Below are 16,896 nucleotides of genomic sequence, written 5' to 3' on the forward strand. Positions count from 1 at the left end.
GCCCGCCCCTTAACCAAACGTTAGAGCTATTGCATACCGAATACATGAGGAGTCCTTTTGGATAAATTTCCGTCAGAAGTAATTGAAAAGCTGAAGAACTACGTCTACCGGCTGATAGATCCTCGCAATGGCGAGACTTTTTATGTTGGTCGGGGTGTTGGAAACCGTCTTTATTCCCACATTCGTGACGAACTTGGAAAAGAGTCAGACGAAGTTAGCGATAAGTTGAGAAGAATCAGGGAAATCCGTCTTGCAGGCTTTGAGGTTGCCCATGTTGTGCATCGGCACGGAATGGAACCATCTGTGGCAAAAGAGGTGGAAGCCGCACTTATTGACGCGTATCCGGGGCTCACTAATGTGATGGGCGGGGAAGAGAGCGGTGATCGTGGTGCAATGCATGCGGATGAGATTGTTCGGGAGTATCTGGCTGAGCCGGCAATTTTTGAGCATCGGGCGCTGTTGATTAGCGTAAACAGGAGTGCGTCCGAGCGCCCGCTCTATGAAGCGACACGATTTGCATGGAAGCTCAGCCAAAAACGAGCGAAAGAAACAGAAGTTGTTCTCGCATCTGAAAAGGGTGTTATTCGCGGCGCCTACATCCCCGAAAAATGGATGGATGCTACAAGTGATAATTTCCCGGGTCGCCCTGATCGACCCGGAAGACTGGGGTTCATCGGTTGTGAAGCGCCATCTGAGATATGGCGCATGTATGTTGGGCGACGAATACCAGATGAGTACCGTTTCGGCACAGCAAATCCTATTCGTTATACATGGAAATAGGGTCATGCTCTAACAATTTGCTGCACACGGAAAAATTACTCGCTGCGCTCCTAATTTTCCGGTGAGCAAGGCGTTAGCTTTACAGGTGAAAAATGTCAGAACAAGAAAACAATGAAATTCTAAAGCTTCAAATAAGCATTTGGGAAAAAGTCATTGATGTTCAAATGCACTTCAATGATCTGTGCTTAAAAATAAGAAGTTTTGCTGTGTCAATACTTGGTGTCTTGCTTGGTGCTGCTGCTATTGCATACCGGTTTGCAGGCTATGTTTATTTTTTATCTTATAAAGTGCCAACAGCAACAATTTTTATTGCAATATCAATAATTGCTTGGCTTGCTTTCTATTTGATGGATCGCTATTGGTATCATGAGCTATTGAAGGGTGCAGTTCATCATGCTCAAAAAATAGAAGCTTCTTTAAAAGTTGCAGTGCCTGAAATTGAGCTATCGCATTCAGTACGAGAACAAAGCCATCAGTCACTAAAAATGAATGCAGCAAAAAAGCTACATATATTTTATATAAGTATTTTTATCGTCCAAGCAATAGCGCTTTTTGTTCTTGCAAGTGGTGTCATAAAAGTATCAAGCTAACAATTTGCTCAAGTACACTCCGGGCCTTCGGCCCTCCGTGGGACGGCTGCTACGCAGCCGCCCCTTAGCAAAGGCGTTAAGCCCCAAAGGAAATATCATGGAACAAAGCAGATCCGAACATATTTTGGAGTTAGCGAAGGAGCTTCTTGACGATATTGAGCTAAGCAGGCTTTCAGCAGAATCCTTATTGCTTAAAGCATCACGACTAGCACGCTGGGTTGGATCCGATGAAATCAAATATTGGATCAAGCTTGAGATGCAAGGGTATAACGCTTCTAACGAAATCTCCTTGAAATATATGGGGATAACTGGGCGCTGGACTGATAAAAGTGCTAACAAAGGTTATTGGGGCCCTCTAGCACAACATGAAGCAGCCCTTGAAGCAGAAAATATAAAACTCCGAACAATAACTACCCCAGACACTAGTGGAGACTGGGCATTTCGTGTCATGCAAATGCATGAACAGCAACTGATGGCAACATCAAACTACATTTCAATACTCAGCGGCATCAAAAGCAGAGTGCTAGCACAAATTCACAACTTCGTATCTGAAATCTACTACGAAAAAGAATTTGACAATCTTTCTGAGTCAATTTTTGAAAAATATAAAAGAGATGTAGATACTCTAATTTCTGCTCACTGCGGAAATGTTCTCGAACAAATTCCATCTGTCATGTCACGGCTAGCTGATGGTGATACAGAATCTATAAGCCAGGCACTCACAACAACCCGTAGAATCATAGATTCCTTCGCTGACTCCATATTTCCCCCTACAGATGAAACAATTAACATTGGAGGCAACGAGGTAACTCTAGGCGCCAACAAGCATCAAAATAGAATAAATGCTTTTATACATCAAAAAATAGAAAGCAAATCGCGGAAAACAAAAATCAGGCAAAACCTTTCCAATCTCTACGACAGAGTCTCAACAGGCGTACATAACGATGTATCAGCCGAAGAAGCCAGAGCACTATTTCTGAACACCTATTTATTGCTTGGTGAGGTTTTACATATTGGCAGCCAGAAACCATTGCCACAATAATTTCACTCAAATTACTTCTAACAGAGTGTTGGCGCTTAACAACTGGTTTAAGTCGTTCGCTTCGCTCACTCGGGACCGGCTAAAGCCGGCCCCTTAACCAAACGTTAGGCGAAGGAAAACATATGAGCTTCGACTATGAGCGTAGAGGTGGATTCATCTACTTCATCCAGGAGTCGGAACTCCGCAATATCAAAATTGGGTTCACGAGCAGCCATCCAGAAAAAAGGCTTCGTTCGCTGGCGTGCGGTAACAGCCAAGAGCTGAAAATCATCGGTCTGAAAATCGACAGCAAACCACTCGAAGCAAAGCTTCACAAGCGCTTCGGAGACCTCCATGTCAGAAACGAGTGGTATCGTCCGGGAGAGGAATTGATGGCCTACATCGACAGGCTAGAGTACGGGAGCGCATTCGAGGAGGAGCTCCAACAGTTCGTTAAAGTGCCCGGGCGCTAGAAGCACCGTGATATACAGCAAAGCCAAGAGCGCCTAACCCGGCGGTGAACCGGACGCTCCGCCGCGTTGCGGCTCCGCGCCGGTTACCTTTCACGTTAGCTTTTCAATAGGGAGTTCAGAAGTATGACGACAACAGTATTTTCGATAAGCCCATTTCGTGACGTTCACGACATAGAGGTCACAACAACAAAGGGGCGCCGCTTCACTATCGATATATACAAAAATAATAGTGGCTTTGATTCAGAAGTTACCGTTTTGGATCGTGTTTCCAGCAACCCAGGAAGCTGGCTTTACAAGACCAATCCGGCCAGTGCGTCTGCCCAAGATAATTTCAGTGCGGCTGTGCAGTTAATTCAAGACTACCTTGCTCAGGTCGATGCTCAAGATTCGGTCAAAGACATCCATAATCCGTGCAATACGCCATTTATTAGTGATGCAGATCAGAACGCGGTACTTGCTCAGAAAGGCCTTAACATAAATGCCAGAGTCAACTAAAGCTAACAATCGCAGGCACGGCGACGGCTTTTTCGTTGCGGCTTCGCCTTCACTACAAAGCCGCGCGTGCTGCGGGCGTTAAGTTCTCCTGGAGGTTCAGATGCCCAAAGAGGCCTATATATTTTTAGGTGCTTTAGTTACCGCTTTCATTGGTCTTGTAGTGGCGAAATTTACAAGTGGTGTTCAGCTACAGATCGCAAAAGACAATTCGGAGAAAGACATTAGGCTACAATCAGAACGTTTAGCTGATGAAAGGTTAAAGAATGAGATTGCACTTGAGCGAGATAAGCTTGAAAAGCTACACAAGATTCTTTCTGTCATCTCGTTTGAAAACTCGCAAACGATGAGTTACATCCAATCATCAGAAACCGATTTATCTGACTTTCGAAAGCGGTATATCGAAAATTGCGATCGACTTCATGATGCACTAGCTATAACAGATTTGTATTATCCAGATATGTCAGAGCCAATTCGAGAGATATTCGGGCAAGCTAACTGTTTTTGGGGCTACCAAGAGGGCGTAATTAAAATTGACATTAAAACTAATGAGCAAGGTTGGCAATCCAATATGTCTAAAGTGCTCGACGCTGGTGTTTCAATAAACAGGCACGTAAAGAATTTACAATATAAAATCGCCGAGCGAGGAAAAGAACTTAACAAGGCATTGCAGCGGACAAACCGCTGAATGCGGCGTAAAGCTATGGAACCTGTCATCCAGGAAGAACCTACCGGTTGCGGTTGTTAATGGCCATTGACAGTGGTGGTGTGATTAGAGTGAGAAACAAGTAGGGACGTGATGTTGGGATGACAAGTGGGGCGTGGTTAGCATGATGTGCCGGGAGAGGGGGCTCAGTATAACGCATTGATTCTGGCAAGAACCTTTCGTCGTTCTTTGCCAGTACTCACACTGCAACCAAGCCGCAAACTCACCACTAACACCGCGACAGCAGCCCAGCAACGCTGGGCCAACTCTCCAACAAGCAAGGTGTGCATCAGGGGCTGGGTGTGACCTGCGCCAAGCATTAGCGCGCGTGCCGAAGCTCGCTTCGGTGCGGGTGCGTCGCTGCCGCGCAGGTCACACCCAGCCCCGTCCACACCGTAAAAACAAACCCTAGTGATGTTCCCGCGTGGCATGAAACTGAATATCAGGCCAACGCTCTTCCATTAGGCTCAGGTTGACGCGGGTCGGGGCCAGATAGGTCAGATGGCCGCCACCATCCACGGACAGGTGCTCGTAAGCCTTGTCCTTGAACTCGTCCAGTTTCTTGGCGTTGTCGGATGTCACCCAGCGCGCCGACCAGACGTTGATCGCTTCGTAGCTGCATTCCACCTTGTACTCTTCCTTCAGGCGGCTGGCGACCACGTCAAACTGCAGCACACCGACGGCACCAAGAATAATGTCGTTGCTGCGCTGCGGAAAGAACACCTGGGTGGCGCCTTCTTCGGCCAGTTGCTGCAAGCCCTGGCGTAACTGCTTCGATTTCAGCGGATCTTTCAGGCGTACACGGCGGAACAGCTCCGGCGCGAAGTGCGGGATACCGATGAACTGCATGTCCTCGCCGGCGCTGAAGGTATCGCCGATCTGGATGGTGCCGTGGTTGTGCAAACCGATGATGTCGCCGGCGTAGGCGTCTTCCAGCCGTTCGCGGTCGCTGGAGAAGAAAGTCAGCGCATCGGCGATGCGAATGTCCTTCTTGATGCGCACGTGACGCATTTTCATGCCCTGTTCGTACTTGCCGGAACAGACGCGCATGAAGGCGATGCGGTCGCGGTGGCGCGGGTCCATGTTGGCCTGGATCTTGAACACGAAGCCGGAGAAGTTCTCGTCGGTGGGCAGCACCTCGTGCTCCTGCGTCATGCGTGACAGCGGAGCCGGCGACCAGTCGACGAAGGCATCCAATACATGGTTCACGCCAAAGTTGCCCAGTGCGGTACCAAAGAATACAGGGGTCAGCTTGCCGGCCAGATAGGCGTCGTGATCGAACTCGTGGCAGGCACCCTGCACCAGCTCCAGCTCTTCAACAAAGTCATCGTACATGCTGCCCAGCAGCTTGCGCGCTTCGTCACTGTCCAGCCCCTGGATGACCTTTTCTTCGGTGCGTTCGTGACCGTGACCGGGGGTATAGACATGGATGCAGTCATTTTTCAGGTGATAGACGCCCTTGAACTCGCGATAGCAGCCGATCGGCCAGGTGATCGGAGCGGCCTGGATATCCAGCACTTCCTCGATCTCGTCCAGCAGCTCGATCGGGTCACGGATGTCGCGGTCCAGTTTGTTGACGAAGCTGATGATTGGCGTGTCACGCAGGCGACAGACGTTCATCAGGGCAATGGTACGCGGTTCGACACCTTTACCGCCGTCGATCATCATCAGTGCGCTGTCCACCGCAGTCAGGGTGCGGTAGGTATCTTCCGAGAAGTCTTCGTGGCCGGGGGTGTCGAGCAGGTTGATCATGTGTTCGCGGTAGGGAAACTGCATCACCGAAGTGGTGATGGAGATACCGCGCTGCTTCTCCATTTCCATCCAGTCGGAGGTGGCATGGCGGTCGGATTTACGCGACTTGACGGTACCGGCCACGCTGATTGCCTGGCCCATGAGCAGCAGGCGCTCGGTGATGGTGGTCTTACCGGCGTCCGGGTGGGAAATGATGGCGAAGGTACGACGCTTGGCCACCTCGGCAGCAAGGTTGCTCATGGTGAATTCTCTGTAGCTGGATAAAATGGGGCGTAATTATAGCGGCTTTGCCGTGCAGATTAAATGTAGCCCGCTGTACGAATAAATTCGTACCTACAGGACCGTGCTTCAACCGTGGGTGTGAATTTATTCGCATTACACAGGACCGTGCTTCAACTGTAGGCGCGAATTTATTCGCACAGGCACCCGTGTAGCCCGGCGTTGTCGGGTTTTGTCCGGATAAATCCGGACCTACAGTTCGCACAACACGCCCGGCAGAGCCACACATTTGCCACCGTACTAACCAAGTATCAACTGCTGGCGTATCATGTCAGCAAGCTTTCGAATTCTGGAGAATCCATGTCCTGGTTTGGCTGGTTCGAGCGTCGCATCGAGCCTTTTCCTGAAACGCCATTGCCGGTGCAGCCGGCCATGGGTGCGCTGACCTTCATCCGTGCCTGCGCCCGGGGCTCCGGCTTCTGGTTGCTGGTGCTGGTACTGTTCAACGCCGCGCTGGGCGTGTTCGAGGCGGTGCTGTTCCAGCTGATGGGTTTTCTGGTCGACTGGATGAACCAGTTCAGTGCCGACCAGCTGTGGGCGGAAAAGAAGGTCCAGCTGTTGCTGATGCTGGCGCTGATTGCTGCCAGCCCGTTGTGGGTGCTGCTGGCCAGCAACCTGCGTTTCCAGACCCTGCAGGGCGTGCTGCCGATGCGCCTGCGCTGGCAGTTTCATCAGCTGCTGCTTAGCCAGAGCCTGCAGTTCTACCAGGACGAGTTTGCCGGGCGCATTTCCGCCAAGGTGATGCAAACAGCGCTGGCAGTGCGCGATACGGTGATGATCTGCGCCGAAATGCTGGTGTATGTGCTGGTTTACTTCATCAGTACTGGCGTCATTCTGGCCAGCTTTGATGGCTGGCTGCTGGCGCCCTTCATCGGCTGGCTGGTGCTGTTTCTGGTGTGTTTGCGGGTGTTCATTCCACGCCTGTCGCAACTGGCGCAAACCCAGGCTGATGCCCGCTCGCTGATGACCGGCCGTATCACCGATGCCTATACCAACATCAGTACCGTCAAGCTGTTTTCCCATGGTGGCCGCGAGTCCCGCTATGCCCGGCAGGCGATGCAGGAGTTTCTTGGTACCGTACACGGGCAGATGCGTTGGGTCACCCTGCTGGAGCTGGTCAACCACAGCCTGAACATGCTGCTGGTGGGCGGTACCGCTGCGCTGGGGCTTTATCTGTGGCAGGGCGGGCATATCGGCGTGGGTGCTGCCGCTGCGGCGATTGCCATGGCTTTGCGCTTGGTTGGGCTGTCGCACTGGATCATGTGGGAAGCCACCATGCTGTTCGAGAATCTGGGCACGGTACAGGACGGTCTGCAAACCCTGCGCCAGCCGGTACAGGTGGTGGATGCACCGGATGCCGGCGAGCTGAAAGTCAGCCAGGGTGCCATCGAGTTCAAGCAGGTGCAGTTCAGTTACCGTGATGGCCGTCCCTTCATGCAGGACTTCAACCTGCAGATCCATCCCGGCGAAAAAATCGGTCTGGTCGGCCGCTCCGGTGCCGGCAAGTCCACTCTGGTCAACCTGTTGCTGCGCTTTTATGACGTGCAGGGCGGACAGGTACTTATTGACGGCCAGGACATCAGCAAGGTCAGCCAGCAATCCCTGCGCGCGCAAATCGGCATGGTCACCCAGGATACCTCGCTGCTGCACCGCTCGGTACGCGACAACGTGCTCTATGGCCGTCCGCAAGCTAGCGAAGACGAACTGCAGCGGGCCATCGAGCAGGCGCAGGCGGCCGAATTCATTCCGTCACTGAGTGACGCCAGTGGCCGCACCGGGCTGGATGCCCATGTCGGCGATCGGGGTGTCAAGCTGTCCGGCGGCCAGCGCCAGCGTATCGCCATTGCCCGGGTAATGCTCAAGGACGCGCCCATCCTGCTGCTGGACGAAGCCACCAGTGCGCTGGATTCCGAGGTGGAGGTGGCCATTCAGGACAGCCTCGATCAGCTGATGCAGGGCAAGACGGTGATTGCCATTGCCCACCGGTTGTCCACCATTGCCGCCATGGACCGTCTGGTAGTGATGGATCAGGGCCGCATCGTCGAAAGCGGCAGCCATCAGGAGCTGCTGCAGCACAATGGTTTGTATGCCCGCCTCTGGCAGCGCCAGTCCGGCGGCTTTCTGGGAGAAACCGAATGAGCACCATGCTTGCCGCCGTATTGCACGACTATGGCCAGACTCCGCAGCCTGGCCAGCTGCCCACGCCTGTTGCTGGTGAAGGCCAGGCCCTGTTGCAGGTGGAGGCGGCATCCATCAAGCAGCTGGACAAACTCAAGGCCGCCGGCAAGCACTACACCCGCTATGCGCGGTTTCCAGTGGCGGTGGGCGTTGATGGTGTAGGACGACTGCCCGATGGCCAGCGTGTGTATGCCATGGGTGTGACCGGCATGCTGGCACAGCAGGCGCTGGTGCAGCTGGATGATTGCGTGCCGGTGCCGGAAGAACTGCCGGCGGCGCTGGCCGCCTTATTGCCCAATGCTTTGCTGGGCTCGGATGCGGCACTGGTTTGCCGTGCTGGTTTTCAGCCAGGCGAGGTGGTACTGGTCAATGGTGCCACCGGTGTGTCCGGTCGCATGGCGGTACAGGCTGCCCGACTGCGTGGCGCCTCCCGCATTATCGTTACCGGTCGCAATGCCGAATCCCTGGGTTATTTAAAGGAATTGGGTGCAGATCAGTGCATCTCCCTGCTGGACGAGCCGCAGGGTATCATCGAACAGCTGGTACAGATCCAGCAGACAACCCCGATCAATGTGGTGCTGGACTATCTCTGGGGTGAGCCGGTGCAATGGCTGCTGGCCGCCTTTGCCAAATGCTGCCCGCATCCGGTACGGTTGGTCACCATCGGCCAGATGGCCGGAGCCGAGATCAACCTGGCTTCAGGCATCCTGCGCAGCACGCCGGTCAGCATCCTCGGCTCCGGGCTGGGCAGCATCAATGCTGAGCAATTGCGCCAGTACAACCGCGAACACCTGACTGCCATGCTGGAGCGGGCCGCCCGTGGCGAACTGGTGGCCGGCTATCGGGAGTTTGCCTTGCAGGATGTGGCCGAGGCCTGGCAGGCGGTGTTGGGGCCGGGAGAGCGGGCCGTAGTGTATATGGAATAGCTTGCCTGTTTGGCAGTGCGGCGCTTCAGCTCCCGGCTATCCTGGCCTAACGCTGCTCCAGCAGGGCCTGCATGTCGGCTGGTGACAGGTGGCGCACATCCTGGCCGCTGACCAGATATACCACCTGCTCACACAGGTTTCCGCTGTGATCGCCGATGCGCTCCAGCGCACGGAATACCGACATCAGCTTGAGCACCCGGGTGATTGAGCGCGGGTCTTCCATCATGAAGGTCACCAGCGAGCGCATGGCACTGTGGTATTCGGCATCGACATCGTTATCGGCTACCGCTACCGCGACCGCCTTGTGGGCGTCAAAGCGGGCGAAGGCATCCAGCGCATCATGCAGCATGGTTTTCACCCGTTCGCCGATATGGCGTACTTCGACCTGACCTGTGGTCAGGCTGCCTTCCTCGTTGAGCTGAATGCCGAGCTTGGCGATTTTCGCTGCCTTGTCGCCCATGCGTTCCAGATCGGCCACGCATTTGGACACGGCAATGATGGTGCGCAGGTCAATGGCGGCCGGCTGACGCAGTGCCAGCACCCGTGCGCATTCTTCATCGATATGTTTTTCCAGTTCGTCGACTTCCTGTTCGACCTGCTGCACCTGCTGCGCCAGGGCGCTGTCTGCCTGCAAAAAGGATTCCAGCGCATCGCTGACCTGTTGTTCCACCAGCCCGCCCATTCGCAGCAGATCGCTGCGAATGGCTTCCATTTCCTGGTTGAACTGGCTTGAGCTGTGCTTGCCCAGATTGAATACCATGGTTGTTCTTCCTGTTGTCAAAGGGAGTGCAAAGACGTTCTTAACCGAAGCGCCCGGTTATGTAGGCCTCGGTCAGGGCATTTTGCGGGTGGGTAAATACCTTGTCAGTGGCGTTTACCTCGATCAGCTCGCCGAGATGGAAATAGGCGGTGCGGTCGGATACCCGCGCCGCCTGCTGCATCGAGTGGGTGACAATGGCAATGGTGTATTGCTGCGACAGCTCGGCGATCAGTTCTTCGACCTTGGCCGTGGCGATCGGGTCGAGCGCCGAGCAGGGTTCGTCCATCAGGATCACCTCGGGGCTGACGGCAATGGCGCGGGCGATGCACAGCCGCTGCTGCTGGCCGCCCGACAGGCCGGTGCCGGGGGCGTGCAGGCGGTCCTTGACCTCATCCCAGAGCCCGGCGCGGCGCAGGCTGTCCTCGACCCGGTCATCCAGGTCGCCTCGCCCGCGTGCCAGTCCGTGAATGCGCGGGCCATAGGCCACGTTGTCGTAGATCGACTTGGGAAAGGGGTTGGGCTTCTGGAACACCATGCCGACTCGCGCCCGCAGCATCACCACGTCCATATCGGCGGCGTGGATGTCCTCTCCGTCGAGCAGGATACGGCCTTCCAGCCGGCAACCTTCGATGGTGTCGTTCATGCGGTTGAAGCTGCGCAAAAAGGTGGACTTGCCGCAACCGGACGGGCCGATAAAGGCAATTACCTCGTTTTCCATCAATTCCAGATCGATGCCCTTGATAGCTTGGTGTTCGCCATAGAATACGCGCACGTCCTGTGCTTGCATTTTGGCGCGGGGTGCTTGCAGCCCGGCCGGTTGGGTGTTCTGTGTGGTATTCACCGGATTAGCTCCATTTGTTTTCCAGGCGTTTGCGCAGATAGATGGCAACCGCATTCAGACTGATCATCAGGCTCAACAGCACGATGATGGCCGCTGCCGTGCGTGCTTCGAAGAAATTGCGCAGCTCGTGTCCCTGCCACAGGAAGATCTGCACCGACAGGGCGCTGGACTGGTCCAGCGGCGAGGCCGGCACGTTGGCGACAAAAGCGTTCATGCCGATCAGCAACAGTGGCGCGGTTTCGCCCAGTGATTGTGCCACGGCGAGAATAGCACCGGTCAAAACCCCCGGCAGGGCCAGCGGCAACACATGATGAAATACCGCCTGGGTACGGGATGCGCCCATGGCCAGCGCCGCCTGGCGGATGGTACCGGGTACCGCCTGCAGGGCGGCGCGGGTGGCAATGATCACGGTTGGCAAGGCCATCAGGCTGAGCACCAGACCGCCCACCAGAGGGGCAGACATGGGCAGGCGGAACCAGTTGATGAACAGTGCTGCGCCAAGCAGGCCGAACACGATGGAAGGTACGGCGGCGAGGTTGTTGATGTTGACCTCGATCAGGTCAATCCAGCGGCTTTTCGGTGCGAACTCCTCCAGATAGATCGCTGCGCCGACACCGACCGGCACCGCCACCAGCAGCACTACCGCCAGCATGTACAGCGAGCCGACAAAGGCCCCGAGCAGGCCGGCGGAGGCCGGTGAACTGCGCGAGTCGGCATTGCCAAACAGGGCGCTGGCAAATTTGAGTTTGATATGACCATCCGCTTGCAACTGGTCGGCCAGAGCCCGTACCGGTGCGGCCAGTTGCTGCTGGGCATCGGGCAGGCTGCGGTCGATCTTGCCGCGCAGCCAGACATCGACATTGGCGTCGGCCAGCAGGCTCAGCTCCAGGGTTTGGCCAAGCAGGCCGGGATCGGCGGCAAACATCTCTCGCAGCTGGTGCTGCACGGCACGGGTAAACAGTGCCTGGGCATGGCGCGGCTGGATTTGCTGCTCCGGATACAATTGCTGCACCCCCAGCGTCAGCAGGCGCTGCCAGTTGCTGCGTGCCAGTTGCCCTTGCCATTCCAGTTGGCGGCGCTGAAACTCGACTGGGGGCTCGTCCGGCAAGGGCTGTGGTGCGGCATCTACGCGAATGATTTCAGGATCGAAATAAATCGGCAGCTGAATGCTGGATTGCCAGAAAGCCGGCAGGCCACGCTGCAGAATGCTGCCAAACAGCAGCAGTACGCAGGCCAGCGCCAGCCCGACCGAGACCACGCCAGCCAGGCGAAAGCGGCGTTCACGGGCGTGGCGGCGACGCAGGGTTTTGGCCAACCGGCTGCGTACCATGTCGCGCTCGCTCAGGCCGCTGCTCAGAGGTTGCTTATTCATAGTGCTCCCGGTACTTGCGTACCACATAGAGGGCGATCACGTTCAGTGCCAGGGTGATGACGAACAGGGTCAGGCCCAGCGCAAAGGCTACCAGCGACTGTGGACCGGCAAAGTCGGTATCGCCGGTGAGCTGGTTGATGATGCTGACGGTCACGGTGGAGATGGCTTCCAGCGGGTTGGCGTGCAGTTGCGGGCTGTTGCCGGCGGCCAGCACCACGATCATGGTCTCGCCAATCGCGCGGCTGAAGGCGAGCAGGAAAGCGCCGACAATTCCGGGCAGGGCGGCGGGCAGCACCACCTGACGGATGCATTCCGAACGGGTTGCGCCCAGCCCCAGCGCACCATCACGCAGCGCCTGGGGTACGCGGGTGATGATGTCGTCCGACAACGACGAGACAAAGGGGATGATCATCAGCCCCATCACCACGCCGGCAGTCAGGGCGCTGGTGGCGCGTACCTGGATGCCGAGCAGTTCGCCGGCAGCGGCAAAGAACGGCCCGACCGCCATCAGGGCGAAAATGCCGTACACGATGGTCGGGATGCCGGCGAGAATCTCGATCACCGGCTTGGCCATGTCGCGAAACCAGGCGGGAGCATATTCGGCCATGTAGATGGCGGTCATCAGCCCCAGCGGAATCGCCACCAGCATGGCTATCAGGCTGACCATCAGTGTGCCCCACAGCAGCGGTAGCAGGCCGTATTCGCCATGGGTGTTGCCGGTACTGCTAAATGCCGGGTTCCATTTGGTACCGAAAAAGAACTCGGACGGGCGGATGAAGCTGAAGAAGTTGAAGGCCTCGCTGACCATCGACAACACGATGCCGAGGGTGGTCAGTACTGCCACTGCCGAGCAGCCGAGCAACAGGGTGCGCACCATGCGTTCGACCTGGTGCCGCGCCTTGAAGGTTGCGTTCATGCGCCGAGCCGCCCAGATCAGCCCGCCGGCGCTGGCCAGCGCGACGAGCGCGGTTTTGCCCAGCGCGGCCCAGGTTTGCAACTGGCCGAGTTGTTGGGCTGCCGCCAGTTCCAGGGCGGTTGCGTTGTCAGCACCGCCAGCCAGTTCCTGCAGGCGGCGCATCAGTATGGTGCCGGCGGTTTCTGCCGGGCCGCCAAGCAATTCGGGCCAGCTGGCCAACAGCCAGTTGCGGATCAGCAACGGCTCCAGCGCGGACCACAGCAGTAGCACCAGCAGCCCGGGCGTGCCGCAGCAAATTGCCAGCCAGGCTGCGTGATACACCGGTCTGGAGTGAACTTGCTCTCGCGCCAGTGTCCGGCCCTGTCGTGTGCTGCGCAGCAGGCCGAACTGGTAAGCCAGCGCCGTGACTGCCAACAGGATAATTGCCAGCATGGTGCTATTCATTTGGGGTTTCCTTTCTTTTGGCGTTCAGGGCCAAGTGCATGCGGGTACGTTGCACAGGTTCCGCAGGGTCGCTGCAAGTACGTCCATGTAAGCTTGGTGCCGCCATCCATGGCGGCACAGCCCTGCTCCACCTGTGCATCGCATCCGCTCCTGATTACGTGCAAGTGGCAGGATATGAATGCTTTATCTGTGACCTGGTAGTGGCAGTTAGTTACAAACATGAAAGAAGCAAATATATAGATGATGGCACGGGGTTTGTGGCAACAACGGAAGGTGGGTACAGCAGGGCCTTAGCCGCCATGGATGGCGGCTTGGAGCTTACAGGGAAGTACTTGCAGCGTCCCTGCAGTGCCTACCTTCCGTTGATGCAAACACTCATGTTGTTAAACGAAAACCTGTACATTTAACGGATCAACGAACTGCCTTGCGCTGCTTGAAGCTGTCCAGGATTTCCGCGCGCTCGTCGTCGCCCAGCGGGATCAGGCCAGCCTCTTCCAGCGGGCTGCCGTAACCGGAGACGCTGTCCGCCAGGAAGTACTCGACAAAGTCGGCCAGCCCGGGCACGGCGTCGAGGTGCTCACCCTTGACGTAGAAAAACAGCGGACGCGATACCGGGTAGGAGCCATCGCCGACACTGTCCAGGCTGGGCACCACACCGTCAATGCTGGCCACCTGCAGGCGGTCACGGTTTTGCTCGTAGAAATTCAGGCCGAATACGCCGACCGCTTCCGGCTGGACCTGCAAGCGGGTCAGGGTTTCGGTGTAGTCGCCGGCCACTTCGATGACCCGGCCATCGTTGCGCACCTTGGTGCAGAAACCGGCCTGCTCATCCGCGCTCAACGTTTGCGGGACACCGGCGCTCTGGCAACCGCGCTTGAGCAGGGTCTCCTCGAACACCTCGCGAGTACCGTGGTTGGCGGCCGGAATCACCAGCACGATGTCCTGGTCGGGCAGTGCCGGATCAATCTGTGACCACTTGGTGTACGGGTTGTCCACCGGTTGGCCGTCACGAACAACCTGGGCGGCGGTAGCGGCAAAGACATGCCCGGCATTCAGGGCAAAGCCGGCCTGGTCGGCGCGGGAGGCAAATACAATGCCGTCGTAGCCCAGCCGTACTTCCAGGATCTGTTTGACGTTACGTTCGTTACAGGCCTGTATCTCGCTGTCCTTGATCGGACGCGAGGCGCTGGCAATGTCCAGGGTGTTCATGCCCAGACCCTGGCAGAACTGGCGCAGGCCACCACCGGTACCGCCGGAGCCGACCACCGGGGTGCGGTACTGGCTGAAGGCATGACCGAATTCTTCGGCGGCAATGCTGGAAAATGGCAGGATTGTCGAAGAACCGGCAATCTGGATGGTATCGCGCGCCATGGCAGGCATGCTGGTAGCCAGCACGGCGACCATGCCCAGGGTTGTCAGCGGTTTGTTGATAGTCATTGCTTCTATCCTCTTGGTTGCGAAGAACCGGGCATGCCCGGAAGATGCAGGCGCAGTATCAGCTAGTATTGTTACATCCGTGTGACAAGCAGGGCACAACTACTGGGCCGACCGGAGGGTGTAGTGGCGCGTGTAGAACGAGAAGGCCAGCTGCCGAGATGTGGTTGGCGTCAGCATTGCGCGGGCTCAACATGAAATTTTCTATTGAAGCGGTAAAACGCTTGCAGTCGACCGGTAAAGCCTCTACATTGGGCGGCTGAACGCCCATGCTGAAACGATCCATGCGGCTCAAGTACTGACGACGAGAGGTTGGCGGGTTTTACCGCTGCTGATCCTCGGCGACATGCCTTGGGAAGTAGGCGAACCAAAGTGGGGAAACGGATAAGCGTTCTGGAAGGCGGCCGTGCACAAGGCACGCCGTATTCCTTAATCCTTTTTTCGATTTGCCCGGGCGATCAGGACCTTGCAATACAAGGTGCCTGCGTATGCCCATACGGAGGAAAACCTATGTCCATTCGCGTGGAAGATTACTTCGCACCCGCCACTTTCAGCAAAATCAAGAAATTTGCCGACCGCCAGGAAACCCCTTTTGTAGTGGTGGATCTGGATACCATCAGTCGCGCCTATGATGATCTGGCGGAAAACTTTCCCTTTGCCAAGATCTACTTTGCGGTGAAGGCCAATCCGGCCATCGAAATCACCGAGTTACTGCACAAAAAAGGCTCCAGCTTCGACATCGCCTCCATCTACGAGCTGGACAAAGTGCTGTCCTGCGGCGTCCAGCCAGAGCAGATCAGCTACGGCAACACCATTAAAAAAGCCCGCGATGTGCGCTACTTCTACGAGAAGGGCGTGCGCATGTTTGCCACCGATTCGGCTCAGGATCTGCGCAATATTGCCAAGGCGGCGCCCGGCTCTAAAATCTATGTACGCATCCTGACCGAGGGCTCCGGCTCCGCCGATTGGCCGTTGTCGCGCAAGTTCGGCTGCCAGACCGACATGGCCATGGACTTGCTGGTGCTGGCGCGCGAGCTGGGCCTGGTACCGTACGGTGTGTCGTTCCACGTGGGCTCGCAGCAGCGAGAAATCGGTGTTTGGGATGCGGCCATCGGCAAGGTGAAAAACATCTTCCAGCGCCTGCGTGACGACCACGACATTCAGCTCAAGATGATCAACCTGGGCGGCGGCTTTCCGGCCAATTACCTGACCAAGACCAATCCGCTGAAAACCTATGCCGAGGAAATCATTCGCTTCCTGCATGATGATTTTGGCGACGAGCTGCCCGAAATCATTCTGGAGCCGGGCCGTTCACTGGTGGCCAACGCCGGCGTGGTGGTCAGCGAAGTGGTGCTGGTGTCGCGCAAATCACGCATGGCCATTGAGCGCTGGGTGTTTACCGACGTGGGCAAGTTCTCGGGCCTGATCGAAACCATGGACGAGGCGATCAAGTTCCCGATCTGGACCGAAAAACAGGGTGAACTGGAAAACGTCATCATCGCCGGTCCCACCTGCGACAGTGCCGACATCATGTACGAAGACTACAAATACGGCCTGCCGCTCAACCTGGCCAGTGGCGACCGCCTGTATTGGCTGTCTACCGGCGCCTATACCACCAGCTACAGCGCGGTGGAGTTCAATGGCTTTCCGCCGCTCAAATCGTTCTGCATCTAGCTCGCAAGGCGCCTGCTGCCAAGAGTAGCAGGCGCCTGTTGCCGGCCTGAGCCGGCGGGGCATAGGGAGTAGCTGCTGCCAAACAACCGTTTGGACGTCTGGTCAGCCGTTAAGCGCCTCGTCAAGATATTTGGTTGTGCAGCCTGCGGCTGTCAGAAAGCGGTCTGTGTGCTGTGCGTGGCGCGGTGGATGGTGCTGCCGACACGGATAGCGTAGCTGTTCGTATTCGTCGCAGCGCCGCTGCAATCCAGTGCTCTG

The 16,896-nt window shown here is 56.5% G+C and carries 15 protein-coding genes; 9 read left to right on the forward strand and 6 right to left on the reverse strand.

Annotated elements, in window-relative coordinates; genetic code table 11:
- The first annotated feature begins 57 nt into the window (after positions 1-57).
- The 6 genes from AR306_RS13290 (at position 58) to AR306_RS03195 (ending at position 4,044) form a co-directional block, all read left to right on the forward strand.
- Positions 58-780, forward strand: coding sequence for an LEM-3-like GIY-YIG domain-containing protein (locus AR306_RS13290; protein WP_166627909.1), 723 nt, complete (start codon positions 58-60; stop codon positions 778-780).
- Between the two features lie 92 nt (positions 781-872).
- Positions 873-1,370: a hypothetical protein gene (locus tag AR306_RS13140; protein ID WP_133539783.1), complete on the forward strand. Its 498-nt coding sequence runs from the start codon at positions 873-875 to the stop codon at positions 1,368-1,370.
- 97 nt (positions 1,371-1,467) lie between these two features.
- Positions 1,468-2,412, forward strand: coding sequence for an AbiTii domain-containing protein (locus AR306_RS03180; RefSeq protein ID WP_206167956.1), 945 nt, complete (start codon positions 1,468-1,470; stop codon positions 2,410-2,412).
- A 122-nt stretch (positions 2,413-2,534) separates the two neighbouring features.
- Entirely contained in the window at positions 2,535-2,864 is a 330-nt protein-coding gene (locus AR306_RS03185; RefSeq protein ID WP_101496119.1) for a GIY-YIG nuclease family protein, read from the forward strand.
- A 123-nt stretch (positions 2,865-2,987) separates the two neighbouring features.
- Positions 2,988-3,359, forward strand: a complete 372-nt coding sequence (locus AR306_RS03190) for a hypothetical protein (RefSeq protein WP_101496120.1) — start codon at positions 2,988-2,990, stop codon at positions 3,357-3,359.
- A 100-nt stretch (positions 3,360-3,459) separates the two neighbouring features.
- Positions 3,460-4,044, forward strand: a complete 585-nt coding sequence (locus AR306_RS03195) for a hypothetical protein (RefSeq protein ID WP_101496121.1) — start codon at positions 3,460-3,462, stop codon at positions 4,042-4,044.
- A 426-nt stretch (positions 4,045-4,470) separates the two neighbouring features.
- Here AR306_RS03195 and AR306_RS03200 read toward each other — a convergent pair whose 3' ends face one another.
- Positions 4,471-6,054, reverse strand: a complete 1,584-nt coding sequence (locus AR306_RS03200) for a peptide chain release factor 3 (protein WP_101496122.1) — start codon at positions 6,052-6,054, stop codon at positions 4,471-4,473.
- Between the two features lie 339 nt (positions 6,055-6,393).
- Between AR306_RS03200 and AR306_RS03205 the strand changes: the two genes are divergently transcribed.
- Complete coding sequence (locus AR306_RS03205) at positions 6,394-8,232, forward strand: ABC transporter ATP-binding protein (RefSeq protein WP_101496123.1); 1,839 nt, start codon at positions 6,394-6,396, stop codon at positions 8,230-8,232.
- Positions 8,229-9,197, forward strand: a complete 969-nt coding sequence (locus AR306_RS03210) for a quinone oxidoreductase family protein (RefSeq protein WP_206167957.1) — start codon at positions 8,229-8,231, stop codon at positions 9,195-9,197. Before AR306_RS03205 ends, AR306_RS03210 begins: the two co-directional genes overlap by 4 nt.
- A 46-nt stretch (positions 9,198-9,243) precedes the next feature.
- Here AR306_RS03210 and phoU read toward each other — a convergent pair whose 3' ends face one another.
- From phoU to AR306_RS03240, 5 genes are all read right to left on the reverse strand, one after another.
- Positions 9,244-9,957, reverse strand: coding sequence for a phosphate signaling complex protein PhoU (gene phoU / locus AR306_RS03215; protein ID WP_101496124.1), 714 nt, complete (start codon positions 9,955-9,957; stop codon positions 9,244-9,246).
- A gap of 40 nt (positions 9,958-9,997) precedes the next feature.
- Positions 9,998-10,852, reverse strand: a complete 855-nt coding sequence (pstB, locus tag AR306_RS03220; RefSeq protein ID WP_101496125.1) for a phosphate ABC transporter ATP-binding protein PstB — start codon at positions 10,850-10,852, stop codon at positions 9,998-10,000.
- On the reverse strand, positions 10,803-12,170 hold the full coding sequence (gene pstA / locus AR306_RS03225; RefSeq protein ID WP_240622466.1) for a phosphate ABC transporter permease PstA: 1,368 nt from the start codon (positions 12,168-12,170) through the stop codon (positions 10,803-10,805). The genes pstB and pstA overlap by 50 nt, the downstream gene beginning before the upstream one ends.
- On the reverse strand, positions 12,163-13,530 hold the full coding sequence (gene pstC / locus AR306_RS03230; protein ID WP_101496127.1) for a phosphate ABC transporter permease subunit PstC: 1,368 nt from the start codon (positions 13,528-13,530) through the stop codon (positions 12,163-12,165). Before pstC ends, pstA begins: the two co-directional genes overlap by 8 nt.
- Positions 13,531-13,941: 411 nt before the next feature.
- Positions 13,942-14,967, reverse strand: a complete 1,026-nt coding sequence (locus tag AR306_RS03240) for a substrate-binding domain-containing protein (protein WP_101496129.1) — start codon at positions 14,965-14,967, stop codon at positions 13,942-13,944.
- Between the two features lie 507 nt (positions 14,968-15,474).
- Here AR306_RS03240 and AR306_RS03245 point away from each other — a divergent pair.
- Complete coding sequence (locus tag AR306_RS03245) at positions 15,475-16,638, forward strand: type III PLP-dependent enzyme (protein ID WP_101496130.1); 1,164 nt, start codon at positions 15,475-15,477, stop codon at positions 16,636-16,638.
- Positions 16,639-16,896: the final 258 nt, after the last annotated feature.

The sequence above is a fragment of the Thiopseudomonas denitrificans genome (assembly GCF_002866065.1).
GTDB lineage: Bacteria > Pseudomonadota > Gammaproteobacteria > Pseudomonadales > Pseudomonadaceae > Thiopseudomonas > Thiopseudomonas denitrificans.

Bases quoted from the DNA above. Each gene is read 5' to 3' on its own strand.
- AR306_RS13140 (WP_133539783.1), top strand. From the start codon at position 873: ATGTCAGAACAAGAAAACAATGAAATTCTAAAGCTTCAAATAAGCATT.
- AR306_RS03180 (WP_206167956.1), top strand. From the start codon at position 1,468: ATGGAACAAAGCAGATCCGAACATATTTTGGAGTTAGCGAAGGAGCTT.
- AR306_RS03185 (WP_101496119.1), top strand. From the start codon at position 2,535: ATGAGCTTCGACTATGAGCGTAGAGGTGGATTCATCTACTTCATCCAG.
- AR306_RS03190 (WP_101496120.1), top strand. From the start codon at position 2,988: ATGACGACAACAGTATTTTCGATAAGCCCATTTCGTGACGTTCACGAC.
- AR306_RS03195 (WP_101496121.1), top strand. From the start codon at position 3,460: ATGCCCAAAGAGGCCTATATATTTTTAGGTGCTTTAGTTACCGCTTTC.
- AR306_RS03200 (WP_101496122.1), bottom strand. From the start codon at position 6,054: ATGAGCAACCTTGCTGCCGAGGTGGCCAAGCGTCGTACCTTCGCCATC.
- AR306_RS03205 (WP_101496123.1), top strand. From the start codon at position 6,394: ATGTCCTGGTTTGGCTGGTTCGAGCGTCGCATCGAGCCTTTTCCTGAA.
- AR306_RS03210 (WP_206167957.1), top strand. From the start codon at position 8,229: ATGAGCACCATGCTTGCCGCCGTATTGCACGACTATGGCCAGACTCCG.
- phoU (WP_101496124.1), bottom strand. From the start codon at position 9,957: ATGGTATTCAATCTGGGCAAGCACAGCTCAAGCCAGTTCAACCAGGAA.
- pstB (WP_101496125.1), bottom strand. From the start codon at position 10,852: ATGCGGTTGCCATCTATCTGCGCAAACGCCTGGAAAACAAATGGAGCT.
- pstA (WP_240622466.1), bottom strand. From the start codon at position 12,170: ATGAATAAGCAACCTCTGAGCAGCGGCCTGAGCGAGCGCGACATGGTA.
- pstC (WP_101496127.1), bottom strand. From the start codon at position 13,530: ATGAATAGCACCATGCTGGCAATTATCCTGTTGGCAGTCACGGCGCTG.
- AR306_RS03240 (WP_101496129.1), bottom strand. From the start codon at position 14,967: ATGACTATCAACAAACCGCTGACAACCCTGGGCATGGTCGCCGTGCTG.
- AR306_RS03245 (WP_101496130.1), top strand. From the start codon at position 15,475: ATGTCCATTCGCGTGGAAGATTACTTCGCACCCGCCACTTTCAGCAAA.